This is a genomic window from Amycolatopsis alba DSM 44262, assembly GCF_000384215.1.
Lineage (GTDB): Bacteria > Actinomycetota > Actinomycetes > Mycobacteriales > Pseudonocardiaceae > Amycolatopsis > Amycolatopsis alba.
In genome coordinates this window covers 4,798,961-4,824,614 of the sequence record NZ_KB913032.1, presented here as the reverse complement: position 1 = coordinate 4,824,614, position 25,654 = coordinate 4,798,961, and the positions used below count along the sequence as shown (strand labels likewise).

At 69.1% G+C, this 25,654-nt stretch carries 24 protein-coding genes; 15 read left to right on the top strand and 9 right to left on the bottom strand.

Annotated elements, in window-relative coordinates:
• Window positions 1-136: 136 nt before the first annotated feature.
• The 3 genes from AMYAL_RS0123195 to AMYAL_RS0123185 all read right to left on the bottom strand — a co-directional run bounded on the left by AMYAL_RS0123195 (window position 137) and on the right by AMYAL_RS0123185 (window position 3,475).
• Window positions 137-715 (bottom strand): LOG family protein, encoded by a 579-nt coding sequence (locus tag AMYAL_RS0123195; protein ID WP_026467368.1) that lies wholly within the window; start codon window positions 713-715, stop codon window positions 137-139.
• Window positions 715-1,500 carry an LOG family protein gene (locus tag AMYAL_RS0123190; protein WP_005155415.1) on the bottom strand — a complete coding sequence of 262 codons (786 nt, stop codon included), beginning with the start codon at window positions 1,498-1,500 and terminating at the stop codon, window positions 715-717. Before AMYAL_RS0123190 ends, AMYAL_RS0123195 begins: the two co-directional genes overlap by 1 nt.
• A 112-nt stretch (window positions 1,501-1,612) precedes the next feature.
• Window positions 1,613-3,475 carry a glycoside hydrolase family 9 protein gene (locus AMYAL_RS0123185; RefSeq protein ID WP_020633654.1) on the bottom strand — a complete coding sequence of 621 codons (1,863 nt, stop codon included), beginning with the start codon at window positions 3,473-3,475 and terminating at the stop codon, window positions 1,613-1,615.
• Between the two features lie 217 nt (window positions 3,476-3,692).
• Between AMYAL_RS0123185 and AMYAL_RS0123180 the strand changes: the two genes are divergently transcribed.
• From AMYAL_RS0123180 to AMYAL_RS0123165, 4 genes are all read left to right on the top strand, one after another.
• Window positions 3,693-5,015, top strand: a complete 1,323-nt coding sequence (locus AMYAL_RS0123180; RefSeq protein ID WP_020633653.1) for a helix-turn-helix domain-containing protein — start codon at window positions 3,693-3,695, stop codon at window positions 5,013-5,015.
• Between the two features lie 280 nt (window positions 5,016-5,295).
• Window positions 5,296-7,560 carry a M4 family metallopeptidase gene (locus AMYAL_RS0123175; RefSeq protein WP_026467367.1) on the top strand — a complete coding sequence of 755 codons (2,265 nt, stop codon included), beginning with the start codon at window positions 5,296-5,298 and terminating at the stop codon, window positions 7,558-7,560.
• Window positions 7,561-7,651: 91 nt separating this feature from the next.
• A complete protein-coding gene (locus AMYAL_RS0123170; RefSeq protein WP_026467366.1) occupies window positions 7,652-9,244 on the top strand; it encodes a M20/M25/M40 family metallo-hydrolase in 1,593 nt (530 codons plus the stop codon).
• A gap of 205 nt (window positions 9,245-9,449) precedes the next feature.
• Entirely contained in the window at window positions 9,450-10,505 is a 1,056-nt protein-coding gene (locus AMYAL_RS0123165; RefSeq protein WP_020633652.1) for a chitinase, read from the top strand.
• Between the two features lie 197 nt (window positions 10,506-10,702).
• Here the strand turns inward: AMYAL_RS0123165 and AMYAL_RS0123160 are convergent, their stop codons facing one another.
• Window positions 10,703-11,458, bottom strand: coding sequence for a DUF3152 domain-containing protein (locus AMYAL_RS0123160; protein WP_093976643.1), 756 nt, complete (start codon window positions 11,456-11,458; stop codon window positions 10,703-10,705).
• 111 nt (window positions 11,459-11,569) lie between these two features.
• Between AMYAL_RS0123160 and AMYAL_RS0123155 the strand changes: the two genes are divergently transcribed.
• Window positions 11,570-12,823: a helix-turn-helix domain-containing protein gene (locus tag AMYAL_RS0123155; RefSeq protein WP_026467364.1), complete on the top strand. Its 1,254-nt coding sequence runs from the start codon at window positions 11,570-11,572 to the stop codon at window positions 12,821-12,823.
• On the top strand, window positions 12,820-13,710 hold the full coding sequence (locus tag AMYAL_RS0123150) for an aminoglycoside phosphotransferase family protein (protein WP_020633648.1): 891 nt from the start codon (window positions 12,820-12,822) through the stop codon (window positions 13,708-13,710). The genes AMYAL_RS0123155 and AMYAL_RS0123150 overlap by 4 nt, the downstream gene beginning before the upstream one ends.
• On the opposite strand, the gene dapE is transcribed toward AMYAL_RS0123150, so the two are convergent.
• Window positions 13,703-14,776, bottom strand: a complete 1,074-nt coding sequence (gene dapE / locus AMYAL_RS0123145; RefSeq protein WP_020633647.1) for a succinyl-diaminopimelate desuccinylase — start codon at window positions 14,774-14,776, stop codon at window positions 13,703-13,705. The two genes, AMYAL_RS0123150 and dapE, sit on opposite strands and share 8 nt — an antisense overlap.
• A 42-nt stretch (window positions 14,777-14,818) precedes the next feature.
• Between dapE and AMYAL_RS0123140 the strand changes: the two genes are divergently transcribed.
• From AMYAL_RS0123140 to AMYAL_RS0123130, 3 genes are all read left to right on the top strand, one after another.
• The gene (locus AMYAL_RS0123140; RefSeq protein WP_020633646.1) at window positions 14,819-15,214 is read left to right on the top strand and encodes a hypothetical protein; all 396 of its coding nucleotides are present in this window, start codon (window positions 14,819-14,821) and stop codon (window positions 15,212-15,214) included.
• Window positions 15,215-15,242: 28 nt separating this feature from the next.
• Window positions 15,243-16,229 carry a 2,3,4,5-tetrahydropyridine-2,6-dicarboxylate N-succinyltransferase gene (gene dapD / locus AMYAL_RS0123135; RefSeq protein WP_020633645.1) on the top strand — a complete coding sequence of 329 codons (987 nt, stop codon included), beginning with the start codon at window positions 15,243-15,245 and terminating at the stop codon, window positions 16,227-16,229.
• A 241-nt stretch (window positions 16,230-16,470) separates the two neighbouring features.
• Complete coding sequence (locus tag AMYAL_RS0123130; RefSeq protein ID WP_020633644.1) at window positions 16,471-17,442, top strand: CHAD domain-containing protein; 972 nt, start codon at window positions 16,471-16,473, stop codon at window positions 17,440-17,442.
• Here the strand turns inward: AMYAL_RS0123130 and AMYAL_RS0123125 are convergent.
• Window positions 17,418-18,821: an FAD-dependent monooxygenase gene (locus AMYAL_RS0123125; RefSeq protein WP_020633643.1), complete on the bottom strand. Its 1,404-nt coding sequence runs from the start codon at window positions 18,819-18,821 to the stop codon at window positions 17,418-17,420. The genes AMYAL_RS0123130 and AMYAL_RS0123125 overlap by 25 nt on opposite strands.
• Before the next feature lie 80 nt (window positions 18,822-18,901).
• Here AMYAL_RS0123125 and AMYAL_RS0123120 point away from each other — a divergent pair, with 80 nt between their 5' ends.
• Window positions 18,902-19,510 carry a TetR/AcrR family transcriptional regulator gene (locus AMYAL_RS0123120; protein WP_020633642.1) on the top strand — a complete coding sequence of 203 codons (609 nt, stop codon included), beginning with the start codon at window positions 18,902-18,904 and terminating at the stop codon, window positions 19,508-19,510.
• An 84-nt stretch (window positions 19,511-19,594) separates the two neighbouring features.
• Here AMYAL_RS0123120 and dapC read toward each other — a convergent pair whose 3' ends face one another.
• From dapC to AMYAL_RS0123105, 3 genes are all read right to left on the bottom strand, one after another.
• Window positions 19,595-20,686 (bottom strand): succinyldiaminopimelate transaminase, encoded by a 1,092-nt coding sequence (gene dapC / locus AMYAL_RS0123115; protein WP_020633641.1) that lies wholly within the window; start codon window positions 20,684-20,686, stop codon window positions 19,595-19,597.
• On the bottom strand, window positions 20,683-21,003 hold the full coding sequence (gene fdxA, locus AMYAL_RS0123110; RefSeq protein WP_005155436.1) for a ferredoxin: 321 nt from the start codon (window positions 21,001-21,003) through the stop codon (window positions 20,683-20,685). The genes dapC and fdxA overlap by 4 nt, the downstream gene beginning before the upstream one ends.
• A gap of 109 nt (window positions 21,004-21,112) precedes the next feature.
• Window positions 21,113-21,307 carry a hypothetical protein gene (locus AMYAL_RS0123105; RefSeq protein WP_020633640.1) on the bottom strand — a complete coding sequence of 65 codons (195 nt, stop codon included), beginning with the start codon at window positions 21,305-21,307 and terminating at the stop codon, window positions 21,113-21,115.
• Window positions 21,308-21,360: 53 nt separating this feature from the next.
• On the opposite strand from AMYAL_RS0123105, the gene AMYAL_RS0123100 reads away from it, so the two are divergent.
• From AMYAL_RS0123100 to AMYAL_RS0123080, 5 genes are read left to right on the top strand one after another with little or no spacing between them, the layout of a single operon-like run.
• Complete coding sequence (locus AMYAL_RS0123100; RefSeq protein WP_020633639.1) at window positions 21,361-22,095, top strand: GNAT family N-acetyltransferase; 735 nt, start codon at window positions 21,361-21,363, stop codon at window positions 22,093-22,095.
• Window positions 22,092-23,090 carry a 2-phospho-L-lactate transferase gene (cofD, locus tag AMYAL_RS0123095; protein WP_020633638.1) on the top strand — a complete coding sequence of 333 codons (999 nt, stop codon included), beginning with the start codon at window positions 22,092-22,094 and terminating at the stop codon, window positions 23,088-23,090. Before AMYAL_RS0123100 ends, cofD begins: the two co-directional genes overlap by 4 nt.
• Entirely contained in the window at window positions 23,083-24,420 is a 1,338-nt protein-coding gene (locus AMYAL_RS0123090) for a coenzyme F420-0:L-glutamate ligase (protein WP_020633637.1), read from the top strand. Before cofD ends, AMYAL_RS0123090 begins: the two co-directional genes overlap by 8 nt.
• Window positions 24,417-24,962, top strand: a complete 546-nt coding sequence (locus tag AMYAL_RS0123085; protein ID WP_020633636.1) for an NUDIX hydrolase — start codon at window positions 24,417-24,419, stop codon at window positions 24,960-24,962. The genes AMYAL_RS0123090 and AMYAL_RS0123085 overlap by 4 nt, the downstream gene beginning before the upstream one ends.
• Before the next feature lie 28 nt (window positions 24,963-24,990).
• A complete protein-coding gene (locus tag AMYAL_RS0123080; RefSeq protein WP_245192996.1) occupies window positions 24,991-25,653 on the top strand; it encodes a hypothetical protein in 663 nt (220 codons plus the stop codon).
• Window position 25,654 lies beyond the last annotated feature (1 nt).

Below are 25,654 nucleotides of genomic sequence, written 5' to 3'. Positions count from 1 at the left end.
CGAGCGCCGGGCAGCCGGCCCCTGGCTGCGAGTCCGTGAAGGCCTCCTTGCCTACCCTGAAGGTAGTGAAGGAGGCCTTCACGGAGCCAGGCGCAAGCAAGGGGGGCCTTCCTGTACCGAAACAGCGCCCGAAGCGCTACTTGGCCCACTTAGGGCGCGGAGGCGGCACGTAGTCCGCGAAGCCGTCCAGAAGCGCCGAAGCGTCCGAGTCGATCAAGAGCATGTCCCGGTACCCGGCCGACAGGAAGCCCTCCGACACCATGTGGTCGGCGAACTTCAGCAGCGGCCCGTAGTACCCGCCGACGTCGACCAGCCCGATCGGCTTCTCGTGCAGCCCGAGCTGCGCCCACGTCCACACCTCGAACAGCTCTTCCAGCGTCCCCGCGCCGCCGGGCAGTGCGAGGAAGCCGTCGGACAGCGCGGCCATCTTCGCCTTGCGCTGGTGCATGTCGGCGACGACGTGCAGTTCGGTCAGGCCGGCGTGCGCGATCTCGACGCTGCCCAGCGCCTCCGGGATCACGCCGATCACCTCGCCGCCCGCGGCCAGCGCGGCGTCCGCGATGACACCCATCGTGCCGACCGAGGCACCGCCGTAGACCAGCCCGATCCCCCGCGATGCCAGCAGCGTGCCCAGCGCACGCGCCTCGTCGGCGTAGCGCGAGTCGAAGCCCATCGAAGAGCCGCAGAAGACGCATACTCTGCGTGGAGCCGCCATCAGTGGGTGTCCTCCCATGCCTGGTACGAGTCCTGCACGACGCGGACGGCGTCGTCGATGTCGTCGGTGACGTGCAGCAGGTCGAGGTCCTTCTCGCCGATCTTGCCCTCGGCGAGCAGCGTCTTGGCGATCCAGTCGTACAGGCCGCCCCAGTAGTCGCTGCCGAAGAGCACGACCGGGAACTTGGTGACCTTCTTCGTCTGCACCAGGGTGAGCGCCTCGAACAGCTCGTCGAGCGTGCCGAAGCCGCCGGGCAGGCAGATGAACGCCTGCGAGTACTTGATGAACATCGTCTTGCGGGCGAAGAAGTACCGGAAGTTGACGCCGAGGTCGACCCACGGGTTCAGGCCCTGTTCGAACGGCAGCTCGATGCCGAGACCGACGGAGAACCCGCCCGCCTCGTTGGCGCCGCGGTTGACCGCTTCCATCGCGCCGGGGCCGCCGCCGGTCATCACCGCGAAGCCCGCGTCGGCGAGCGCGCCGCCGATCTTGCGGCCGAGTTCGTACTCGGGGTGGTCCCGTTTGGTCCGTGCCGAGCCGAACACGGTCACCGCGCGCGGCACCTCGGCCAGCGCGCCGAAGCCCTCGACGAACTCCGCCTGGATCCGCAGCACCCGCCACGGGTCGGTGTGCACCCAGTCACTCGGTCCCCGCGAGTCCAGCAGGCGCTGGTCGGTGGTGCTGCCCTGGTCACGGCGGTCCCGCCGCAGCACGACCGGGCCTTTGTGGCGCTCGATCGGACGTTCCGGGTACTGGCCGTCGGGGAACTCGCTTGTCTCACTCACCCCGCCAAGACTACGACGTCGTCACCGTCCGGAGCGGCGGCATCGCCGCGAACAGGAGTTGTCGGGTACGCGAACGCGGGGCCCGCCGCGTGAGCGGGCCCCGCGATCACGACTAGGAACGTCCGGCCAGGGAGAACGCGAGCATGGCCGTCGAGGTGAAGTCGATGGCGGGTTCGTTGCTCGGCCACGAGGCCAGGTCGTCGGTGTAGCGCGACTCGGTCGTGTCGAAGGCGTCGAACGGCTTCGTGCATTCCTTCGCCCCGGCCGGGAACGGCAGGTCCGCGAAGTGCTCCGCCCCGTTCGGTCCATTCACGACGGCGCCGTAGAGCACCTTCGCCTCACCCGCGAGGTTCGCCGCCTGGTGGTGCGGGCACTTCGGCGACGTCGTGCCGACGCCGACGACCAGCGAGACTCCCCACGCGTTCGCGCCGAGGGTGAAGTTCCGCTGCTGCGAGCCGAACGCCGCGTACCGCCTGTCTCCGGTCACGTCCGCGTAGAGCCGCTCGGTCGCGGCGAACCCGAAGCTCTTGCTGGCGGCATCGAAGTCCTTGACCGAGACGGCAGTCCGGAAAGGACTCTTCGCCGCGCTCGCGACACCTTCGTCGAGCTGACGCCGGAGGTCGCCGATCAGTTCCTTCGGGCCGAGCGCGGCGCCGGGGACACCGTGCCGCATGAGTTTCGCCAGCTCGGCGTGCGCCAGCGCGCTGGTGTCGTACAGGTTGAGCGTGCTCTTCTCTTCGAGGTCGATGTACGCCTTCGCCCAGTGCGCCGCCTGCCGCGTCCAGTCGCCCGCCCTCGGGTCCCGCAAGGCCTTGCCCGCCAGGGCGAGCTGCGTCGCGCCGAGTTCCATGTCGTCCCGCCAGGACGATTCCGGGTAGTACGCGTGCGGGAACGCGGTGACCAGTTCGCCGACGTTCTCGGTCTTGGCCTGCGCGAACACCGAGGCGGCCTCGGCGAGATACTTCCTTGCCAGCGAAGGGTTCCGCTTCGCCTCGACCTGCGCGCCGAGGGCGAAAGCGGCCGCGACACGACCGGCGAGGTTCGGGCTGAGCGCGGAACCGCCGGGGTTCGCCGGGAAGACCGGCCGGTGCTTGACGAAGTACTTGGGGTCACCGGGTTTCACGTCGAGCGCGTCGTCGTCGTGCGGGTTCCGCCAGACGTCGTGATCGCCGAGGAAGCCGAACTTGTCGCTGCCCGTCCCGATCCCGACCTGGGCGTAGAGCGTCTTGCTCTTCCCGTCCCACATCTTGTCGAGCCAGTCGAGGCCGAGCTTGACCTCCTTGGCCAGCACCGGGTCGTAACCCTCGCGAAGCACGTATCCCAGTTCCGCCAGCGAATACGCGGTGTTCGAGGTGAACTTGACGAAGTCGCCCGCGTCGACCCAGCCGCCTTCGACGTCGACCGGCCCGCCGACCGGCTTCAGCGGTTCGGCGATCTCGTCGCCGCCCTCGCCCACGAACACCGGCCAGTCGTAGACCGTGGCCTGTTTGTCGGCCAGGTGGGACGGCTTACGGCCGAGACGGCCGGGGACGATGTCGTCACCGTCGCGCTGCGCCTGGAAGAACTCGTTGGTGGCGCGGACGAGCGGGGTGAAGAGCCGGTCCTTGGTGTCCACCCGGAACGTCGGCGAAGTCGCCTTGGTCTCGCCGCTCACCTCGATCCGGTACTTGCCCGGCAGCCACACCTTCGACAGGTCGAGCTGGTACACCGCCGGATATTTCGCGCTCCACGCGCCGAGCGAGGCACCCGTCCGTCCACGGTGGACGGTCCGGCCGCGTTCGTCGACCACCGAGAACGACCCCGGCGCGCTGGACAGCAGATAGGCGTACTTGGTTTCGGTGATGCCGTAGCCGACCTGGTCGACCCGGACCTCCCCGCGTACCGCCGCCGCGGCCGAAACCACCGGAACCGTCAAACCCCCGAGGACCAGTGCCGAAACCGCGGCCACCGCCCTGGACCAGGAACTCACCATCATCGGCGCCCCGCTCGTAATTAGTTAAGAAAGTTTCCTTTTTAGTGCGCAAGACGCTAGCCCCCGGTGGCCGTGCCGTCAATATGTCCGTTTCGCCGGATGAAAATCACCGGATCCGCGGTACGGTTGGCAGGTATCCCACCGAGGGGCGCCCACCGGAACCGCCGCGTCGCTCACCCACTTGTCCGGAAAACGCCGGGAAATCGTCTACCGTTGACTGGTGCCGTCCAAGCCGACCGGGGCAGAACCACTCGGCGCGCGGGTCCGGCGGCTGCGCCGGGCGCGCGGGCTGACCCAGCGTGAGCTCGCCGAGCCCCGCTACGACCGGGGCTTCCTCGCCAAGGTCGAGTCGGGCCGCCGCCTGCCCTCGGACGACGTGGTGTCCCATCTGGCCGGACGACTCGGCCTGACCGCGGACGAACTCCGCTTCGGCAGGCCACCGGGCGCCGCCGAGGAACTCACCAGCGCCCTCGAAGCCGCATATCGCAAGTTGCAGCAAGGCGGCTTGGAGGACGCCGAACGCGAATTCACCCGCGTCGAACGACGAGCGGCGGAGTACCGGCTGCCCGAAGTCCAATGCCACGCGCGGTTCTACCTCGGCGAAGTCCAGTGGCAACGGTACGACATCCCGTTGGCGGACAAGGGTTTCGCCCACGCGATGGAACTCGCCGACGCCGCGTCGCCCCGGTTGCGCGCGATGATCGTCAACCGCGTCGCCGCCTGCCGGGCACTGTCGGGCGATCTGGGCGCGGCGGTCACACTCGCCGAGACCGCGCTCGCCGGGCTCCGCGCCGCCGGCCCCGTCGATCCCGACGCCGAACTCGCGCTCCTGACCGCGTTGATCCACCCGCTCATCGAAATGGGCGCGCTCCGCCGCGCCCGGCGGGCCGCCGAAGAAGGGCGCCGCGCTCTCGTTTCCGCCCGCCGCAAGGACATCTCCGCGCGGTACCACCGGCAGGCCGCGCAACTGTGGCAGGCGATCGGCCTGGTCGACCGCGCGGAAAAGGATCTCTCGCGGGCACTGCGGCTGTTCACCTCCATCGGCTACGACCGTGACGCCGCCCGGAGCCGCTGGGCGCGCGGCTTCCTGTGGCGACGACTGGGCAAACTCGACGACGCGCGCGCCGAGTTACAGCTCGCCCGCGATCTGCTGGCCAAAGCCGGTTCGGCCGAAGGTGTGCTCGGCGCGACCATCGAACTCGCCGACGTCCGCCGCCGCCAAGGGGCACTCGACGAGGCCGCCGAACTCGCCGAGGGGATCCGCCCGCTTCTGGATCGATCCCCCGACATCGAAGCCAGGGCCGAGGTTCTCCGCTTGCTGGGACTCATCGCCCGCGCCCGCGGCGATCTGCCCAAGGCGACGACGCTGCTCGAAGAAGCCGCCACCGCACAGGAAGAGTCCGAATTGCTCGGTGCGCTCGTCGCCACCTCTCTGCATTTGGGCGACACGTTGCGTGCTCGCGGATTAATCGAAGAAGCGTCGGACGCCTATCGCCGCGGCGTACGCGCGGCCGCTATGTCCGATTCCGGGCCGTCGGACTGAAAACCATACGAAAGTCGCCATATATCGCGACCGGTGGGAAAATCCTTACTACACAGGGATTTTACTCTTCGCGGAATGATCTTCGCCCGCGCCGCTAGGCCATCCGGCCCATTGACGCTTCCTGTGAGCAGCTCCTTTACTTCGAACGTGTCCATCGAGATAACTCCAGTTATCTGAATGGACACGCTTCCCCGTCCCCCGCCGTGCTCCCGATCCGGTCGAATTCCCCGCCGCGCCAATGGCCATGCCGGGTTCACGGTCCTGCCCATGGAAGGTTCCCATGACCGTTCAGCGAGGGCTCAGAACAGGGTTGGCGGCAATCGCCGGCCTTGCCCTGAGCATGACGTTCCCGGCGATCCCGGCGAACGCGACCACCGCCACCGTCCAACCCGCGAGCCCCGACTCGGTGGCCGCGAACGCGGCCGACCAGGCAGCCGCGGCTGGTGTAGACCACTTGCGGAAGGGTGCCCAGGAGGGCTTCCGCCGCGTCGGGATGACACCTGGTGGCGGAGGACTCTTCTACGCCGCTTACGAACGAACCTACCGTGGCCTGCCGGTTGTCGGCGGGGACGCGGTGGTGGTCGCCGATGGCGCCGGGCGCGTCCACGGCACCAGCTCCGCGGAGACCGCGGCGATCTCGGTCGACACCAAGGCCAAGATCACCTCGGCGAAGGCGGCCGAGGTCGCCCGTGGTCAGCTGTCCAAAGTAGACAGTGTCGTCGCGCCGCAGCTCGTCGTGCTGGCCGGGAACTCCCCCAAGCTCGCCTACGAGGTCGTCGTCAAGGGCACCAAGGCGGCAGCGCCGAGCAACCTGCACGTCTTCGTGGACGGCGTCACCGGCGCGGTCCTCGACACCCGTGACGACGTCAAGATGTCGAACATCCCGACCGCCACGAAGACCACGTCGGGCGACGTCAGCACGCTGGGCGCCGGGAACAGCTACTACGTCGGCAACGTCACCATCGACACGACGAACTCCGGCGGCACCTACTCCATGCGCGACCCGCAGCGCCCCAACATCAGCTGCAAGCCGCAGAACGGCGCGATCTACTCCGGTCCCGACGACAACTGGGGCAACGGTTCCGGCACCAACCTGGAAACCGCCTGTGTCGACACGCTCTTCGGCGTCCAGACCGAGTGGAAGATGCTGGGCGAATGGCTCGGCCGCAACGGGATCAACGGCAGCGGCGGCGGTTTCCCCGCTTCCGTCGGCCTCAACCAGGTCAACGCCTACTGGGACGGTTCCTCGACCACCTTCGGTCACTCGCAGGACAACCAGCGCCAGGCCACTTCGATGGACGTCGTCGCGCACGAGTTCGGCCACGCCATCTTCCAGACCACGCCGGGTGGCGCGGGCAGCGGCAACGAGAACGGCGGGCTGAACGAGTCCACCGGTGACATCTTCGGCGCCATCACCGAGCACTACGCCAACAACGCCAAGGACACCCCGGACTACGAGGTCGGCGAGGGCGTGAACCTGGTCGGCCAGGGCCCGATCCGCTACATGTACCAGCCGAGCAAGATCTCGGGTAACCCGAACTGCTACTCGTCGTCCATCCCGAGCACCGAGGTGCACGCCGCCGCGGGCCCGCAGAACCACTGGTTCTACCTGCTCGCCGAGGGCACCGCGCCGGCTGGCAAGCCTGCCAGCCCGACGTGCAACAACACCTCGATCACCGGTCTGGGCATCCAGAAGGCCGCGAAGATCTTCTACAACGGCCTGCTGAAGAAGACCTCCAGCTGGAACCACAAGGCCGCCCGCAAGGCGACCCTGGAAGCAGCGCTCGCGCTGTACCCGAACTCCTGCACCGAGTTCAACACCACCAAGGCGGCGTGGGACGCCATCAGCGTCACCGCGGCGACCGGTGAGCCGGGCTCGTGCACCCCGCAGGGCCCCGACTTCTCGGTCGGTGTCACCCCCGCTTCGGGTTCGGTCAAGGCTGGCGAGTCGGCCACCGTCACGGTGAACACCGCGACCGTCAACGGTGCGGCGCAGACCGTGGCGCTGACCGCCAGCGGCCTCCCCGCCGGGGCGACCGCGACGTTCAACCCGGCGTCGGTCCAGTCCGGTGCCTCCTCGACGCTCACCATCGCGACGTCGACGAGCACCCCTGACGGCACCAGCACCGTCACGGTGACCGGTACCGGGACCAGTGGCGCCCACACCGCGCAGTACACGCTGACCGTCGGCACCGGCGGCAACGTGCGGACGTTCACCAACGACACCGACTACCCGATCAACGACTACGGCACGGTGAACAGCCCGGTCACCTCGACCGCGACCGGCAACGCCGTGTCTCCGGTCAAGGTGACGATCACCGGTACGCACACCTGCTCCGAGGACCTTCGCATCAGCCTGAAGGCCCCGGACGGCAGCTCGTACTCGGTCAAGGCCACCGGTTCCCTGCCCTGCACCGAGCTGGGCACCCGGAACTACTCGGTCCCGGTGACCAACGAGGTCGCGGCAGGCACCTGGACCCTCGTGGTCTACGACGCCTACTCCGGCGACACCGGCACGCTCAGCAGCTGGTCGATCACCGTCTAGCTCGCCCTCGCGTGTGAAAGGACTCCTTCCCCCGGTCCCGCCGGGGGAAGGAGTCCTTCACGCAAATCCCTCCAGGAAGGAAAACCCCGGCATGAAGTGGGGAAAGCGAATAGGAGCGGCCGTCGTCGGCATGGCCGCCGTACTCGGTGTCGTCGTGACGCCGGCGCAGGCGGTCACGACCGCCAACGCCGCGCCGGACATCTCGCTCGCCAACATCAAGACACATCTGAACGCGTTGCAGACCATCGCCAACCAGAACGGCGGCAACCGGGCCGCCGGACGGTCGGGCTACACGGCGTCGGTGTCCTATGTGTCGCAGAAGCTGCGCGACGCCGGCTACAACGTCACGCTGCAGAGCTGCACCAGCTGCGCGGGTTCGAGCCAGAACATCATCGCGGAATGGCCGCAGGGTGACGCCAGCCAGGTCATCATGCTCGGCGCGCACCTCGACAGCGTGAGCGCCGGCCCCGGCATCAACGACAACGGCTCGGGTTCGGCGTCGATCCTCGAAGTCGCGCTGACGCTGGCCCGCGAGAACCCCACGCTGGCCAAGCGGGTCCGCTTCGGCTGGTGGGCCGACGAGGAGTCCGGCCTGCGCGGTTCCAAGTTCTACGTCAACAACCTGCCGCAGGCCGAGCGCACGAAGATCAAGACCTACTTGAACTTCGACATGATCGGCTCCAGCAACTGGGGTTACTTCGTCTATGACGACGTCGCTTCGGTCAAGGCGGTGTTCGACGAGTACTTCACCTCGATCGGCATCCAGACCGAAGGGGACTCCGAAGGCGACGGCCGGTCGGACCACGCGTCGTTCAAGGCCGCGGGCATCCCGGTCGGCGGACTCGCGACCGGCGCCGGGGACATCAAGAGCTCCGCGCAGCGGGCGAAATGGGGCGGCACCGCGGGCGCGGCGTTCGACAACTGCTACCACCGCGCCTGCGACACGACGTCCAACATCCCGGACACCCCGCTGGAGAAGAACAGCGACGCGATCGGTTACGCGCTCTGGAAGCTCGCCGTCACCACCCCGACGGGGCCCGACTTCTCGCTCGGTCTCTCCCCGTCGTCCGGCACCGTCCAACCTGGACAGTCGGCGACCGTCACGGTCAACACCACGACGACTTCCGGTGCGGCACAGACGGTCGCGCTGAGCGCCAGCGGTCTTCCCGCCGGGGCGACCGCGACGTTCAACCCGGCTTCGGTGCAGTCCGGCGCCTCCTCGACGCTCACCATCCAGACGTCGGCGGACACGCCCAACGGCACGAGCACGATCACGGTGACCGGTGACGGGACCTCGGTGGACCGCACGGCGCAGTACACCCTGACCGTCGGCAACGTCAGCGTGCGCACGTTCACCAACGGCACCGACTACCCGATCAACGACTACGGCACGGTGAACAGCCCGATCACGTCCACCGCGACGGGAACGGCGACTTCACCGGTCAAGGTGTCGATCACCGGTACGCACACCTGCTCCGAGGACCTCCGGATCAGCCTGAAGGCCCCCGACGGCACCACGTATTCGGTCAAGGCCACCGGCTCCCTGCCCTGCACCGAGCTCGGCACCCGGAACTACTCGGTCCCGGTGACCAACAAAGCCGCTTCCGGCACTTGGACGCTCGTGATCTACGACGCCTACTCCGGTGACACCGGCACGCTCGACAGCTGGACCATCACCGTCTGATCCATCCGAATGGCGAGGGCCATCTCACGAGGACACCCGGCCTCGTGAGATGGCCCTCGTGCGTAGGAACGATTTCCGGACAACCTTTCGATATCTGGTCTAGACCACCCGATCGTCGGTAGCGGGAGCCGGGCACCGCGACCTATGTTGAGCCGAACGGCCGCTTCCTGTTCGTTCACAATCGCTTTCGAGATGGGAGCTGGGTATGTTCGGTCGCGTCTCACGGCTGCTCGCAATCACCGGCGCGGCGGTACTCGCCGTCACCACACTCGTCGTCCTGACCCCGGCGCAAGCCTCGACGGACGCCGACGTCTGCGCGGTCAAATCGAAGCCCGCCGGGAAAATTCTGCAAGGCTACTGGGAGAACTGGGACGGCGCTTCGAACGGCGTCCATCCGCCGCTCGGCTGGATCCCGATCACCGACGCCCGCATCAAGGCCAACGGATACAACGTGATCAACGCGGCCTTTCCGGTCATCCTGTCCGACGGAACGGCCAAATGGGAGGATGGGATGGACGCGACTGTGAAGGTCGCGACCCCGTCCGAAATGTGCGCCGCGAAGGACGCGGGCCAGACGATCCTGATGTCGATCGGCGGCGCCACCGCGGGAATCGACCTCAATTCGTCCACCGTGGCCGACAAGTTCGTCGCGACCATCGTGCCGATCCTGAAGAAGTACAACTTCGACGGGATCGACATCGACATCGAAACGGGCCTCACCGGCGGCGGGAACATCAACACGCTTTCCGCGTCGCAGAAGAACCTCATCCGCATCATCGACGGCGTGCTCGCCGCGATGCCGTCGAACTTCGGGCTCACCATGGCGCCCGAGACCGCGTACGTCACCGGCGGCAGCGTCGTCTACGGCTCGATCTGGGGCGCGTACCTGCCGGTCATCAAGAAGTACGCGGACAACGGCAGGCTGTGGTGGCTGAACATGCAGTACTACAACGGAAGCATGTACGGCTGCTCCGGCGATTCGTACCAGGCCGGGACGGTTCAGGGCTTCGTCAAGCAGACCGAGTGTCTCGACAAGGGCCTGGTGATCCAGGGCACGACCATCCGCGTCCCCTACGACAAGCAGGCCCCAGGTCTGCCCGCGCAGGCCGGTGCCGGTGGCGGCTACATGTCTCCGGGCCTGGTTTCCCAGGCGTACCGCAGCATTCCGGGGCTCAAGGGCCTGATGACCTGGTCGATCAACTGGGACGGTTCGCGGAGCTGGACGTTCGGGAACAACGTGCGGTCTCTCCAGGGCCGCTGACCGCTCGTGAGTGGTAAGGCTGGTTCCCACCGGCCTTACCACTCACGAGACCCGCGATCCCCTGGGTTCCAGTGCGGTCTGGCGGGAGGGTGCGTTGCGAAAGCCACTTTCGCAACGTTGAAGGTTGCGAAAGTGGCTTTCGCAACGCGACCAGCGGGGCGCGCGCTTGGACCGTCGGCAGGGCTGGTCGTGAGTGGTCAGGACGGGATCGGATCGGCGTACTCCCCCGAGGGACCCGAATACTGCGTCCCGTCCGGATAGGGCCACGGATTCGGGGCGCAGTCGTGCAGGCCCAGCGTCTGCTGCTGCATCACCGGCGCGAGCGCGCCCGGCACGGGGCATTTCTCGTGACCGCGCCCGAGCCGGTGCCCGACCTCGTGCGTGACCATGTACTGGCGATAGACCGTCAAGGCCGCGCCGTAACCGGGGACGCCGTTCGCCCAGCGCGCGACGTTGAGCACGACGCTGGTCCCGTTGCGGCACGAGGTGTAGCCGTCCGGCCTGCCGCACAGCACGTCGCGCGTCTTCGGGGTGGCGAGGTAGAGCGTGAAATCGACCGGGCCGTCCGGGCCGACGCGTTGCAGCATCCATCGCCCGCCGCCGGTCCAGCCGCGCGGATCGCTCAAAGTGGACTCGACGGCCGTCGCGAAACCGTCCGGGTTCACGCCGGTGATGTCCGCTTCGACGGCGACGCGGTACCGCATCAGCTTTCCGGCTTGCCCGGCGACCGGGCCTTCGCCGGGTGGAAGGTTCCACTGGCCGGATCCCGCCTGCGGGAAGGTGATTTCGGCGGACGGCGGCGCCAGCACGGGCTTCGGTGAAGGCGTCGGAAGGGATGTCGGCGCGGCGATCACCGGTATCGGTGTCACCGCTGGAGGGGCGACCGAGTGAGCTTCGCAACCGGCCACCACCAGTGCGCACGCGGCGATGGCCAGGGCTCGGCGCACGGTCATCGGCCCTCCCGGAAATCATCTGTCACATCCAGGGATACGACCCTGGGCAGGGAGAAGTTGTGGGACCGCGCGCGCAACCTTTCGGCGCGTTCGCCCGTATCGTTCTCGGTCATGGGCGAGGAGGTCGGCGGACGGCTGCGGCGGCTGCGTGCCGAACGCGGCCTCACCCAGCGCGAACTCGCCGAGCCGCACTACACCGCCGCGTATGTTTCGTCCGTCGAGACGGGAGCGCGGACGCCGTCCGGTGACGCGTTGCGCCACTTCGCCGCGCGGCTCGGGGTGGACACCGGCGAACTGCTCGGCGTGACGTCGCCCCGCGACGACGTCCGGCTCGATCTGGACATCGCGGCGGCCGCGTCGGACTTCCTGGCGGGGAACGGCCCGGCGCCGAAGATGCGGCGGCTGGCGCGGCGGGCGGAAGGGATCGGCCGCGGCCGCCAGGCAGGCCTCGCCTGGCTGTGGCTCGCACGGTTCACCGAGGGAGACTCCCGGTCGCGATTGGTGGCAGCCGCCGAAACCGCTCTCGGCGACGACATCCCGCCGTACCGCGAACTGGCCGCCGCGCTGCGGGCGAACGTCCTGATCGGCCGAGGGGAGCCGCATCACGCGATGCATCTGCTCCGGACCGCGCTCGACGCGAGCCTCGACGGTCATCCGCATCCGGTGCTCCTGCTGACCCTGCACGCGTACCTCGCCGACGGGCACCTCCGCCTCGGCGAGACCGTCCAGGCCGCCCATCACGCGGGCGAAGCGCTTCGGCTGATTCGCGGCGGCGAGGAGATCCTGGCCGAACTCGCCGGGAACCAGCGTCGCCTGGCCGAGGCGTATCTCGCCGCAGGACGGGTGAGCGACGCCGTCGCCGCCGTATCGGTCCTGCACGACCTGCTCCACGAACGCGCGCTGCGGCCGGTCCTCGCCCGTTGCCTGTTCGCGCGGGCACTGGTCCGGCGTGCCGACGACCTCGAAGGCGCTCTCGCGGACCTTCGCTCGTCACGCGCGGCCGCGCCCGATCACGCCGTCACCTTGGAACTGGCCGACGTCTGCCGCGAACTCGGTCGTCTCGACGACGCTGCCTCACTGCTCACCGAAGCGGCCGAAGCTATCCCCGCGGACTCGCCGCTCTCCGCGTCACTCGAGTTCCAGCAGGGCTCACTGGCCCTGGCTCGTGGAGACCTCGAAGCAGCCGAAGCGGGCTTCGCACACGCCATCGATGTCGCCGCCCTTCGCGATGCTCGCGGGGTGTTGGCCGCTTCAGTCGACAAGGCGGGAGAATTGCTACGCGATCAGGGGCGCTCCGAAGAAGCCGCAGACCTGCTGCGGCGAGGCCTGCTTCTGCTCGGCGCGGAGGAGGACGTCCCGAAGTGACCGAAGTGGACTTGGAAGACATCAACACCCGGCTGGTGAGCCGATTCGGATCCGACGCCGAAGGGTGGCTGGCCGGCGTCCCTGCCCTCGCCGCACGGCTGGCCTCACGTTGGGGTTTCGTGCTCGGCGAGTTGTTCGACAGCGGGGCGTCGTCCGTCGTCCTGCGCTGCCATTGGTCCGACGGGACACCGGCGGTGCTCAAACTCAGCCCGGACGGGGCCCTGCTGACCAAGCAGATCGAGATGCTGCGGGTGTTCGCGCCGACGGGCCGGGTGCCCGCCGTACTGGCCGCCGACGCGGACGCCGGTGCCATGGTGCTGGAGGAGATCCTGCCGGGCACCGAGGCCGAGAAGCTGCCGTCGGTGTCCCTGCCTGGGCGCTGGGGAGAGCTGCTCACCGCACTGCACGCCGTACCTCCGCCCGCGGACTGGCCGTGGACGCTGCGCGGCCGGTTCGAGGAGTCCTTCGAGCGGATCGGCAAGCGGCTGGCCGATCCGGTCATCGGCGCCCGGATCGGCCAGGACACCTGGCGGCGGGCGATCCAACGCTGCGAGTCGCTGCTGGACACCCAGGCCACGGTCGTGCTACTCCACGGCGATCTCCACCTCGGCAACGTCCTGGACGGCGGCGAGGCACGCGGCCTGATCGCGATCGACCCGAAGGCGTGCGTGGGCGATCCGTGCTTCGACGCCGTCGACTACGTGGTGTCCGGCGCCGGGCACGAAGGAGTCGAGGCCCGTTGTCGGCTGGTGGCGGACGCGTGCGGGCTCGACGGGGACAGGCTGTACACCTGGAGCCGGGTGGTCGCGCCCATGTTCGCCATCGCGCACCTCACCTACGGAGGGCCGGAGCGGGTGCTCGACGAACTGCTCGCCCTGGCTAGCTGAGGAACTCGCGCAGCACCGCGGCGACCTGCCGGATCTCGCCCGCGCGCACGTTCTCCTGCCGCGTGTGCGCCAGCGTCGGATCGCCGGGCCCGAAGTTCACCGCCGGAATGCCGAGAGCCGCGAAGCGCGCGACGTCGGTCCAGCCCAGCTTCGCGACCGCCTTGCCGCCGGCCGCGGCGACCAGCTCGGCCGCCGCAGGGGCGCTCAGCCCAGGCAAGGCTCCTGGCGACAAGTCGACAACCTTGACGTCATAACCCGCGAAGACCTCGCGAAGGTGCGCCTCGGCTTGCTCGGCACTCCTGTCGGGCGCGAAGCGGTGGTTGATCGTGAGCACGGCCTCGTCCGGCACGACATTGCCCGCGACACCGCCGCCGATCTTCGTGGCCTGCAGGCCTTCGCGGTAGGTCAGGCCGTCGATGTCGACCACGCGCGGCGCGTACTCGGCCAGCCTGCGCAGTGGTTCGGCGAGACCGTGGATGGCGTTGACGCCCATCCAGCCGCGCGCGGTGTGCGCCCGCACGCCCTCGACGCGGATCTCGATCCGCATCGTGCCCTGGCAACCGCCCTCGATCCCGCCGTTCGAAGGCTCACCGAGGATCGCGAGGTCGGCCTGCAGCCATTCGGGCAACTCGCGCTCGATGCGACCGAGGCCGTTCTTCGTCGCTTCGATCTCTTCGCAGTCGTAGAACACGAAGGTGATGTCGTGCCTCGGCTCGCGGAGAGCGGCGGCGAGGTGCAGGAAGACAGCGTCGCCGCTCTTCATGTCGACGGTGCCCAGGCCGTGCAGGATCTCGTCGTCACCGGTCCCCTCACGGCGCACGGGCAGGTTCTCGTTCACCGGAACGGTGTCGAGATGCCCCGCCAGCATCACCCGCGAGGGACGGCCGAGATTCGTCCTGGCGAGGACCGCGTCGCCGTTTCGGATCACCTCGAGATGCGGGGCCTGTGCTTCCAAAGCGGCTTGCACGGTGTCCGCGATCACCTTCTCCTCCTCCGAAACGCTGAAGATGTCCACCAGCGCGGCGGTGAGGTCGACGGGGTCCGCGTGCAGATCGAGCGAAGGCATGCCCGCACCGTACCGGCGCGGCCTCGGGGCTACCGTGAAGGCGTGCGCACCAAAGCGATCCTGCTCGCCCTCCTCCTGGTACTCGGTGGCTGTGGAGCGAACGAGGTCCCGGTCACCGTGAAACCCACGCGCAGCGAGGGGCCGGACGTGCTGCCGATCAAGCTCAAGGCGCTGAGCACCGACCAGTGCTACCTGGCGCCGGGGACCGAATCGCCCAAGGGCTGCCAGAAGTACGTCACCGAACTCTCCAGCGCCGCGGGCAGCGTCCGCAAGCGCCGCCCGGATCTGGCGGCGAACATCGACGCGCTCGAACGCCCGATCTCCGTCTTCCGCACCACGAACTGCCAGGACCAGGCGGCCCCCGGCGGCCCGTGCGGCCAGGCGCTCGGCGACATGGCGTCGGCGCTGACCAGCGTGAAGAGCCTCGTCGGCGGTTGACGCGGATCACTGGGTTACCGTTCTAGACGTGAGCGAGCAGACCCCTGATCCCGAAACGACCGGCGCCACCGGCGTCGGACTGGCCACCGTCACGACCGACGGCACGGTGCTGGACACCTGGTTCCCGCTGCCCAAGCTGACCGATGGCGCCGGCAGCGAGCCCGGCACGGTGCGGCTGACCGCCGAAGAGGCCACCGAGGCCCTCGGCGAGGCGGCCGCCGCCCAGCTCGGCCCGGACACCGACCGCGGTGTCGAGGTCGTCGCGGTCCGCACGACCATCGCCCGCCTCGCCGACGCCCCCGGCGACACGCACGACGTCTACCTGCGCCTTCACCTGCTGTCGCACCGACTGGTCCGACCGCACGGCGCGAACCTCGACGGCATCTTCGGCCTGCTGGCGAACGTCGTGTGGACCAACCACGGGCCGTGCCCCGTCGAGGGCTTCGAAGCGACCCGGCTGCGGCTGCGGGCGCGCGGCAACGTCACCGTCTACAGCGTGGACAAGTTCCCGCGGATGGTGGACTACGTCGTGCCCGCCGGCGTCCGCATCGCCGACGCCGACCGCGCCCGCCTCGGCGCGCACCTGGCCAACGGCACCACCGTCATGCACGAGGGCTTCGTCAACTTCAACGCCGGCACGCTCGGCGCCTCCATGGTCGAAGGCCGGATCTCGGCGGGCGTCGTGGTCGGCGACGGCTCCGACGTCGGCGGCGGCGCGTCGATCATGGGCACGCTGTCCGGCGGCGGCAAGGAGACCATCTCGCTCGGCGAGCGCTGCCTGATCGGCGCGAACGGCGGCGTCGGCATCTCGCTCGGCGACGACTCGGTCGTCGAAGCGGGTCTCTACGTCACGGCCGGCACGAAGGTCACCTTCGAGGGCAAGGTCGTGAAGGCGCTGGAGCTGTCCGGCATCTCGGGCGCGGTCTTCCGGCGGAACTCCGGGACCGGCGCCGTCGAGGTCGTCGCGCGCACCGGTGTCGGTATCGAGCTGAACGCGGCCCTGCACGCCAACTGACCTGCGAAAAGACAGCAGGGGACCTTTGCTATCACTCGAGCCTGGCGGGTGTCGCGAAAGCCACTTTCGCGACGTCTGATGTCCCGAAAGTGGCTTTCGCGACATTCTCGGCTAGGGCACCCGACCTGCGAAAAGACAGCAAGGGACCTTTGCTGTCGCCCTCCGAGGGAGAGTGACAGCAAAGGTCCCTTGCTTCTCTCAGGGCCTGGACGACCTTGCCTGTTCACTTAGAATTCATCTTGTGACAGCCGAGACCCTGCCGCGTAAGAACGTCCCTTCGACCACTCCGGCCGCGCTCGGGCTCGGCGACCGCCCCGCGAAAGCCGGGCCGGACGATCCGGCGGCCACCCATGTCCGGGTCAAGCTCGACGTCGAGATCCGTGCGCTCCTCGCGCACGAGCCCGGCACCAAATCCGGCGCCGACCCCGAGGATCTGCATCAGATGCGGGTCGCGCTGCGCCGGATGCGCAGCGTCCTCAAACTCTCGGGCCGTCTCGTCGGCCCCGAAGCCGAACCCGTCCGCGCCGAACTCGGCTGGCTCGGCCAGTCCCTCGGCGACGTCCGCGACTACGACGTCCTGATCGGGCATCTCCGCGAGGTCGTCGCCGAGTTCGAGGTGCGCGACCAGCCCGCCGCGCGCAGTCTGGTCTCGAAGTTCGTCACCGAACGCGGGGTCGCGAAGCGGCGGCTCACCCGCGCGCTCGCCAGCCCCCGGTATTCCTCGATGCTGCAGGACATCGGCCGCCTGGCCCGGCAGCCCGCCGCCGAAAAGCCCACGTCCGAGGCCGCCCCCACCTCGGCGGACCTCGTCGCCGGGCTGACGAAGCCGCATCGAAAGCTCGCGAAGGCGGTGAAGGCGCTTCCCTCCGATCCCCCGGATGACGACCTTCACGCGCTTCGCATCTACGGCAAGAAACTCCGCTACGCCGCCGAGATGGCCAAGCCCGCCGCGAAGAAGAAGCAGGCGGAACGGATCCAGCAGCTGATCAAGGCCACGAAGAACTTCCAGACCGTCCTCGGGGACCATCAGGACGCCTGCGTCGCCGCGGACCGCATGCGTGGCGTCGTGACCTCTGTCGACCCCGAGGTCGCCTTCATCGCGGGCAGGGTCGCGGAGAAGGAGCTGCTGCGCCGCGCCGAGGTCCGTGCCGTGTGGCGCGACGTCTGGGCGGAGGTCGACGCGGCCGCTCAGGCGGTGAGCCCGCGGATGTAGCCGTCCGGGCGGATCGACACCTGCCGCCCGTTCCCGGCATCGTAGGCGGCGAAGGCGTGCCCTCCGACGTCCTCGAAGTCCACTTCGGACAGTGCGCTGCCCGCGGGCAGGATCCGCCGCGCGCCTTCGGGAGCCGGACCGTCACCGAACACCAGCACCGTCGGCTTCGGGCCGCGCAGCAGTTCGAACAGCCGGACGGATTTGCCGTTCGCGTCCTTCAGCGGCGCGTCCGGGGCGCGGTCACCCGGCCGGATCCGGCCGGTCGTCTCGGGCGCGAGCGGACCGCCGCGGTAGCCGATGTCGAGCTGACGCGTGTTCTCGCCGCGCTCGTGCGCGTCGTCCGCGCCCTCTTTGTACTTCTCCAGGATCTCCGTGCTGATCTTCAGCACCCGCGCGGCGACCCCACGACGCTCGGACTCGTAGCTGTCGAGCAGCTCCGGCGAACCGTCGGCGAGCTTCCACCCCAGGTTGTACGCATCCTGGACGCCGGTGTTGAGCCCCTGCCCACCGGTCGGCGGGTGGACGTGCGCCGCGTCGCCCGCGAGGAACACACGGCCGTCCCGGAACCGCGCGGCGAGCCTGATGTTGGGCCGCCACACCGTCGACCAGGTGAGATCGTGCAGCCGGATCCCGCCGCCGGACAGCTCGTCGAGCCGGGACTGCAGCGTGACCAGCGACGCCTCGACCTCTTCCTCCCCCAGCGGCGCGCCGAACTGGAAGTGCGGCACCCCCGGCAACGGTGTGAGCCCGATCCCTGACATGGGGTTTTCGGGCTTCGCGAACCAGTGCCCGTACGCGCGATCGAGTCCCTCCGCCTGGACGTCGCCCAGCAGCATGCGGATCGATTCGTCGGTGGTGCCCTCGAACGCGATCCCGAGCGCCTTGCGCACGAAGCTCTTCCCGCCGTCCGCGCCGACGAGGTAATCGACCCGGATCCGCTCGCCCGGCAGCTCGGCCGTCACGCCGTCGGCGTCCTGCTCGAAGCCGAGCAGCGGAGTGCCGAGCTCGACCTTGACGCCGAAGCCGGCGAGCCGGTCGCGCAGGATCCCCTCGGTCCGCGACTGACCGAGGAAGAAGCCGTTCGGATAAGGCACGTCCGGCGTCGGCTCGGCGAGCTCGGCCATCATCCGCTCGCCGACGACCTCGCCGCCCAGGTGGATCTTCATCGGCACCGGCGGCTGACCGGCGGCCAGCACCGCGTCCAGTACGCCGAGGTCCTCGAAGACCTCCAGCGTGCGCGGCTGGAGGCCGTCGCCGCGCGAGCCCTCGAAGAACGTCTCGGCCTTCTCCACGATCCGCACGCCGACGCCTCGGCGCGCCAGGTCGATGGCCAGCGTGAGCCCGGTCGGCCCCGCCCCCGCGATCAAAACCCCGGTCATCTCACCCTCCAGTGAATTTTGATTCAGTGAATCTGTATTCACTATGATCGTTGCTAGCCTTCCGTGTCAAGGAGGTGCCGATGACGGCGACGAGCCGCAAGGAGAAGGCGGCGGAGACCGAGGCCGCGCTCAAGGACGCGGCGAAGCGCGTTTTCGCGGCGAAGGGGTACCTGAACACCAAGATCACCGACATCACGGCCGAGGCCGGACGCGCGGCGGGATCGTTCTACAACCACTTCGCGGGCAAGGAAGAGCTACTCGAAGCACTCCTCGCGGACCTCGCGGCGGCGAGCGACGTCAACGCCGCCCTGCCGGAGCACAAAGCCGACTTCACCGACCCGGACGCGGTGCGCTGGCACGTCCGCGAGTACTGGAACTTCCACCGCGACAACGCCGCGACGATGCTCGCGCTGCGCCAGGCCGCGATGGTCAGCGACGACTTCGCGCGCACCTACGCGCGCTTCGGCGCCGATCAGGCGGCCGACATCCTCGGCCACCTCGGGTACATCACCGCGGCGGGGATGGAGCTCCCGGCCTCGGAACGGCTCACGCTCGCGATGATGGCCGAGCTGGTCAACGGTTTCGCGCATACGTGGCTGGTCGACCCGTCGACGGTCTCCGAAGAGGAGGCCATCGACGCGCTGACGCGGTTCATCTACCGGGGTTTCACCGGTCGCGACGTGGACTGAAGGGGCCCATGGCTTCAGATGTTGCGAAAGCCACTTTCGCAACGCTGCCAACCCCGATTGCCGCTCACGACCACCCCGGCCGCCCTAGGCGGTGAGCCGCTCCACCGCGGCGTCGATCCGCTCGTCCGTCGCCGTCAGGGCGATCCGGACGTGGTTCCCGCCGGTCGGCCCGTAGAACGTGCCCGGAGCGGCGAGGATGCCGCGGCCGGCCAGCCAGTCGACCGTGTCGAGCGCGGACTCCCCGCGCGTCGACCAGAGATACAGCCCCGCCTCGGAGTGCGAGATCTCGAAACCGCTGTCCAGCAGCGCCTTCCGCAGCACCAGCCGACGGCTCGCGTAGCGTTCCCGTTGCACGGCAAGGGCTTCGTCGTCCTTCAGCGCGGCGACCATGGCCTCCTGCACCGGCCGCGGCACGATCAGCCCGGAGTGCTTGCGGATCTCCAGCAGCCCGGCGACGAGCTTCGGGTCACCGGTGACGAACCCGGCGCGGTAGCTGGCGAGGTTCGCTGACTTCGACAGCGAGTGGACGGCCAGCAGGCCGTCGAGGGAGCCGCCGTGCACCGACGGGTGCAGGATCGACACGGGCTCGCTTTCCCAGCCCAGCGCCAGGTAACACTCGTCGGAGACCACGACGACATCGCGTTCCCGCGCCCACTCGACGACCTTGCGCAGGTGGTCCACACCGAGGACGCGCCCGGTCGGATTGGACGGCGAGTTCAGCCACAGCATCGACGGCTTCTGCGGGCCGAGCGCGAAAGTGCTGTCCGCGCGCAGCAGGGAAGCACCCGCCAGCAGCACGCCGACCTCGTAGGTCGGGTACGCCACCTCGGGGATGACGACGAGGTCACCAGGGCCGAACCCCAGCTGCCGCGGCAATGAGGCGACCAGTTCCTTCGAACCGATCGTCGGCAGCACGGCCGCTTCGGGAACGCCTTCGATGCCGTGCCGCCGCGAAAGGGCTTCGATCGCGGCGGCCCTCAGCTCGGGGATCCCGTGCGTGGTCGGGTAGCCGGGGATCTCCGACACGGACGCGAGCGCCGCGCGGATACTCTCCGGGACCGGGTCCACCGGCGTGCCGATCGACAGGTCGACGATGCCGCCGGGGTGTGCCTGGGCTTTCGCCTTGGCTCCGGCGAGGGAGTCCCAGGGGAAATCAGGAAGAGCGACCCGGCTCATTCGCCCTGCGGGGGAAGAGCCTTGATGAAGGCGGGGTCGTGGCTGGTCTTGCCGACCTTGGAGGCGCCACCGGGCGAGCCGAGCTCGTCGAAGAAGTCGACGTTCGCCTTGGTGTACGGGTTCCACTCGTCGGGGACGTCGTCCTCGTAGTAGATCGCCTCGACGGGGCAGACCGGCTCGCAGGCACCGCAGTCGACGCATTCGTCCGGGTGGATGTACAGCATGCGGTCACCCTCGTAGATGCAATCCACGGGGCACTCGTCGATACACGCCTTGTCGAGCACGTCGACGCAGGGCTCGGCGATCACGTAGGTCACTGCGTACTCCTGCTTATCTCTGCTTCACCAGTCTGCAACGGACATTACGCGCCCACGGGCGCGACAGGCCCGCTTAGGCCACCCTTATCCGTACTCCGGGTATGGGCTTTCAGCGGTCCTTCCGGCGTGGCGGCGGAGTGGCCCTGCTGTCCCCAGTGATGACGAACTTCGGCGCGGCGGGCTTCGCCGCTTCCGTTTCCTTCTCTTCGACGGCCTTTTCCGTGCCCAATGCCCGGTTGAAGCCGTCAGAGATTTCGCGGACCAGGTCTTCGTTGTGCCTGTCGTCCTTGCGCGCGATGCTCATCGGGGTCCCTCCACTGCCTTCCTTGGCACAATCTAACCGTGAACAGTGCGGAATTGCTCGAGCTCACCTGTAGCCAGGCCTGGACGCCCCTGCTGGAGCGCCGGATCGGCGACTGGAGGCTGCGCTGGGCGGACGGGTTCACCGCCCGCGCGAACAGCGCGCTGGCGATCGGTGACCCCGGAAAACCGCTGCCAGACGCCCTGCGGGCGGTCTGTGACTTCGCCCACCATCATGCCATCCCGCCGGTCGTTCAGGTGATCCAGAACACGTCTGCCGAAGACGCGATCGCCGCGCACGGCTGGGTCCAGTATGTGGAACACCGGCCCGCGCACGAGGTTTCGGTGCTGACCGGGCCGCTTACCCGCGGGACTTCGGCGGGAGCGGTGATTCTCGACGAACCGACGTCCGGATGGTGGGAAATGACCACCGGTGCCGAGGAGCCGGCGGAGGCGCCACGGCATGTCCTCGGCACTGGCAAGGTCGGTTTCGGCGTCGTGGAGCTGGACGGCGTCACGGCCGGGGCGGTGCGCGGCGCAATCGTCGGCGAGTGGCTGCACATCGGCAGGCTGGAGGTCCGGGCGGAGTTCCGGCGGCGGGGGCTGGCACGCGGGCTGATGACCGCGGCGGGCGGCTGGGCGGCCGCTCAGGGCGCCACCGGGGTCGTGCTGCAGGTCGCGGTGGCGAACTCCGGCGCGCTGAAGCTGTACGAGAACCTGGGCTGTACGGAGCACCACAGGTACCGCTACTGGGCCCCCGGCCCCGGCGCGTGCGAGGATCGCCCGTCGTGAAGGTCGTCATTTTGGTCGGCGGAGTGGGCGGGGCCCGCTTCCTGCTGGGGGTCAAGCAAGCACTGGGTCTGCCCGCGACCGGTTCCTCGCCGGAATCGCCGCATGAGGTGACCGCGCTGGTGAACACCGGGGACGACGTGTGGATGCACGGTCTGCGCATCTGCCCGGACCTGGACACCTGCATGTACACCCTCGGCGGGGGGATCGACAAGGAGCGCGGCTGGGGTCACTCCGGCGAGACCTGGACCGTCAAGGAGGAACTCGCCGAGTACGGCGCCGAGCCGACCTGGTTCGGCTTGGGCGACAAGGACATCGCGACGCATCTGATCCGTTCGCGGATGCTGCGCGCGGGTTATCCGCTCTCGCAGGTCACCGAAGCGCTGTGCGAACGCTGGCAGCCGGGAGTGCGGTTGCTGCCGATGTCGGACGACCGCGTCGAGACGCATGTCGTGATCGACGATCCGGAAGACCAGGACCAGCGCAAGGCGATCCACTTCCAGGAGTGGTGGGTGCGCTACCGCGCCGAGCCGAAGGCGCATTCGATCATCGCCGTCGGCGCCGACGAGGCCAAACCGGCGCCGGGCGTGCTCGACGCGATCGCGGGCGCCGACATCGTGCTGTTCGCGCCGTCGAATCCGGTGGTCTCGGTGGGTACGACCCTCGGTGTCCCCGGAATCCGTGACGCGCTGCGGAAGACGCGTGCCAAGGTCGTCGGTGTCTCGCCGATCATCGGCGGGAAGGCGCTGCGCGGGATGGCCGACGCGTGCCTGAGCGCGATCGGCGTGGAGACCTCGGCCGAGGCCGTCGGACGGCATTACGGCTCCCGCAAGGACTCCCCGGAAGGCGTGCTCGACGGCTGGCTGGTCGCCGAGGGCGAAACCGTCGACGTACCGGGTGTCGCCGTCCGCGACGTCCCCTTGCTGATGTCCGATGTGGACGCGACCGAGGCGATGGTGCGCGCCGCTTTCGATCTCGTGGGAGTTTCCGTTGACTGATCACGCTTCCGCGAAGATCGAGATCCTGCCGGTCGACGGCCTCCCTGAGTTCCGGCCTGGCGACGACCTGACCGGCGCGATCGTCACGGCGGCGCCGTGGCTGCGCTCGGGCGACGTCCTGGTCGTCACGAGCAAGATCGTCTCCAAGACCGAGGGCATGCTCATCCGGGTCCCGACCGACCCCGAAGAGCGCGACGCCGCCCGGCGCAAGCTCGTCGAAGAGGAGTCCGTCCGCGTGATCGCGCGGATCAACCGGACGGTGATCACCGAGAACCGGCTCGGCATCGTGCAGGCCGCTTCCGGGGTGGACGCCTCGAACGTGGCCTCCGGCGAGGTCGCGCTGCTGCCATCGGATCCGGACGCCTCCGCGCTCGCGCTGCGGAACGGGCTGCGGGAACGGCTGGGGGTCGAGGTCGCCGTCGTGGTCACCGACACCATGGGCCGCGCGTGGCGGGTCGGGCAGACCGACGCCGCGATCGGCGCGTCCGGCCTGCGGGTGCTGCATTCGTACGCGGGTGAGGTCGACAGCCAGGGCAACGAACTCGCGGTCACCGAGGTGGCGATCGCCGACGAACTCGCCGCCGCGGCGGATCTGGTCAAGGGCAAACTCGGCGGGACACCGGTCGCCGTGGTCCGCGGCCTTCAGCCGACCGATGACGGTTCGACGGCCCGCAAGCTCATCCGCCCGGTCGAAGAGGACCTTTTCCGGCTCGGTACCAACGAATCCATCGCGCAGGGCCGCCGGGAGGCCGTCCTCGCGCGGCGTTCGATCCGGTCGTTCACCGACGAACCGGTCGATCCCGAGGTGCTGCGCCGCGCCGTCGGGACGGCGCTGACCGCGCCCGCGCCGCATCACACGAAGCCGGTCCGGTTCGTGTGGCTGCGCGAGGAAGGCTTGCGCCACAAGCTTCTCGACGCGATGAAGGCGTCATGGCAGGCCGATCTCGAAGGCGACGACTTCACCGCCGAGCAGGTCGCGAAACGGCTCAGCCGCGGCGACATCCTGTACAACGCGCCAGAAGTCGTGGTGCCGTTCCTCGTCGCCGAGGGCGCGCACACCTACCGCGACGACCGCCGGAACGCTTGCGAGCACACGATGTTCACCGTCGCCGGTGGCGCGGCGGTGCAGGGTCTGCTGGTCGCGCTCGCCGCCGAAGACCTCGGCTCGTGCTGGATCGGGTCGACGATCTTCGCCGCGGACCTCGTGCGCGAGGTCCTCGGCCTGGACGCGCGCTGGGAGCCGCTCGGCGCGGTCGCGATCGGCCATCCCGCCGCCCTGCCGCCCGCGCGCGGCCCCGTCGAACCCGGTGAAGGACTTCTCGAACTGTGACCCTGCACGACGACGTTGTGTCCACTTTGTCCGGTTGGCGACCGGCGGGCGCCGCTCAGGAATCCTTGCGCCAGGCCTATCTCGGCTTCCTGGCCGCCCGCGAAGACGTCTGCCGCCGCGAATGCGCGGCCGGGCACATCACCGCGTCGGCCGTCCTTCTCGACGCCGACGCGGAGAACGTGCTGCTCACCTTGCATCCGCGAGTCGGCCGCTGGTTGCAGCTCGGCGGGCATTGCGAACCGGGCGACGCGACACTCGCCGACGCCGCCCTTCGCGAGGCACGGGAGGAATCCGGCATCGAGGACCTGGTGATCGATCCGGTTCCGGTGCATCTCGACGTCCACCCGATCACCTGCTCGCTCGGCGTGCCGACCCGGCATTTCGACGTGCGTTTCGTGGTGCGCGCACCACGGGGCGCACAACCGGTCCAAAGTGACGAATCGGACGATCTTCAGTGGTGGCCGGTGAATTCCCTGCCGAAAGGATCGGAAGATCTCGCCGAACTGGTGGAAGCCGCACTGCCCGCGGCGTCGGACGGTTAAGGTGTCGCCTGACGTTTAAGGGGGAATGATGTTGACGACGCTGACGCCATACCTGGACCGGGTCCGGGTCCACAGCAGCGGGGACGGTGACGGCTTCGGCTGGTTCCTGCTGATCTTGGCGATCATCATTATCATCATCGTGATCGTGGTGATCATCGTGAAGGTCAACCAGGCGAAGAAGCCGCCGATGACCTTCCCGCAGAACCCGAACTTCGGCGGTGGCGGCCCGGCGCCTGGTTTCCCGCCGCCTCCCCCGCCCACCGGTGGTCCCGCCCCGCAGGGCAACTGGCAGCAGCAGCCCGGTTTCCCGCCGCCGCCTCAGCCCGGTTTCGGCCAGGCGCCCGGCTTCCCGCCGCCCCCGGCCCCGGCTCCGGCCGGTTTCCCGCCGCCGCCCGGCGCTTCCGGCCCCTTCGGCGCGCCCGGCATGGCACAGCCGCCGATGTCCCAGCCCCCGATGCCCGCACCCGGTTTCCCGCCGCCGCCTCCGCAGGCCGGACCGCCGGTCGACGGCAGCGCCGACCGCACCCAGGTCGTCTCCCCGCAGCAGCAGGCGGACGCCGGTGCCGACCGCACCCAGGTCGTCTCGCCCGCGGGCGGTGACCGGACGCAGGTGGTGCCCGGCGGCACGGGTGACGCCACCCAGGTCGTCTCCGGCGCCGACCGCACCCAGGTCATGCCGCCCCGCCAGTAGG

Coding starts and splice junctions, on each gene's coding strand:
- AMYAL_RS0123195 (WP_026467368.1), bottom strand. CDS start 715: ATGGCGGCTCCACGCAGAGTATGCGTCTTCTGCGGCTCTTCGATGGGC.
- AMYAL_RS0123185 (WP_020633654.1), bottom strand. CDS start 3,475: ATGATGGTGAGTTCCTGGTCCAGGGCGGTGGCCGCGGTTTCGGCACTG.
- AMYAL_RS0123175 (WP_026467367.1), top strand. CDS start 5,296: ATGACCGTTCAGCGAGGGCTCAGAACAGGGTTGGCGGCAATCGCCGGC.
- AMYAL_RS0123170 (WP_026467366.1), top strand. CDS start 7,652: ATGAAGTGGGGAAAGCGAATAGGAGCGGCCGTCGTCGGCATGGCCGCC.
- AMYAL_RS0123165 (WP_020633652.1), top strand. CDS start 9,450: ATGTTCGGTCGCGTCTCACGGCTGCTCGCAATCACCGGCGCGGCGGTA.
- AMYAL_RS0123160 (WP_093976643.1), bottom strand. CDS start 11,458: ATGACCGTGCGCCGAGCCCTGGCCATCGCCGCGTGCGCACTGGTGGTG.
- AMYAL_RS0123155 (WP_026467364.1), top strand. CDS start 11,570: ATGGGCGAGGAGGTCGGCGGACGGCTGCGGCGGCTGCGTGCCGAACGC.
- dapE (WP_020633647.1), bottom strand. CDS start 14,776: ATGCCTTCGCTCGATCTGCACGCGGACCCCGTCGACCTCACCGCCGCG.
- AMYAL_RS0123125 (WP_020633643.1), bottom strand. CDS start 18,821: ATGACCGGGGTTTTGATCGCGGGGGCGGGGCCGACCGGGCTCACGCTG.
- AMYAL_RS0123120 (WP_020633642.1), top strand. CDS start 18,902: ATGACGGCGACGAGCCGCAAGGAGAAGGCGGCGGAGACCGAGGCCGCG.
- dapC (WP_020633641.1), bottom strand. CDS start 20,686: ATGAGCCGGGTCGCTCTTCCTGATTTCCCCTGGGACTCCCTCGCCGGA.
- AMYAL_RS0123105 (WP_020633640.1), bottom strand. CDS start 21,307: ATGAGCATCGCGCGCAAGGACGACAGGCACAACGAAGACCTGGTCCGC.
- AMYAL_RS0123080 (WP_245192996.1), top strand. CDS start 24,991: ATGTTGACGACGCTGACGCCATACCTGGACCGGGTCCGGGTCCACAGC.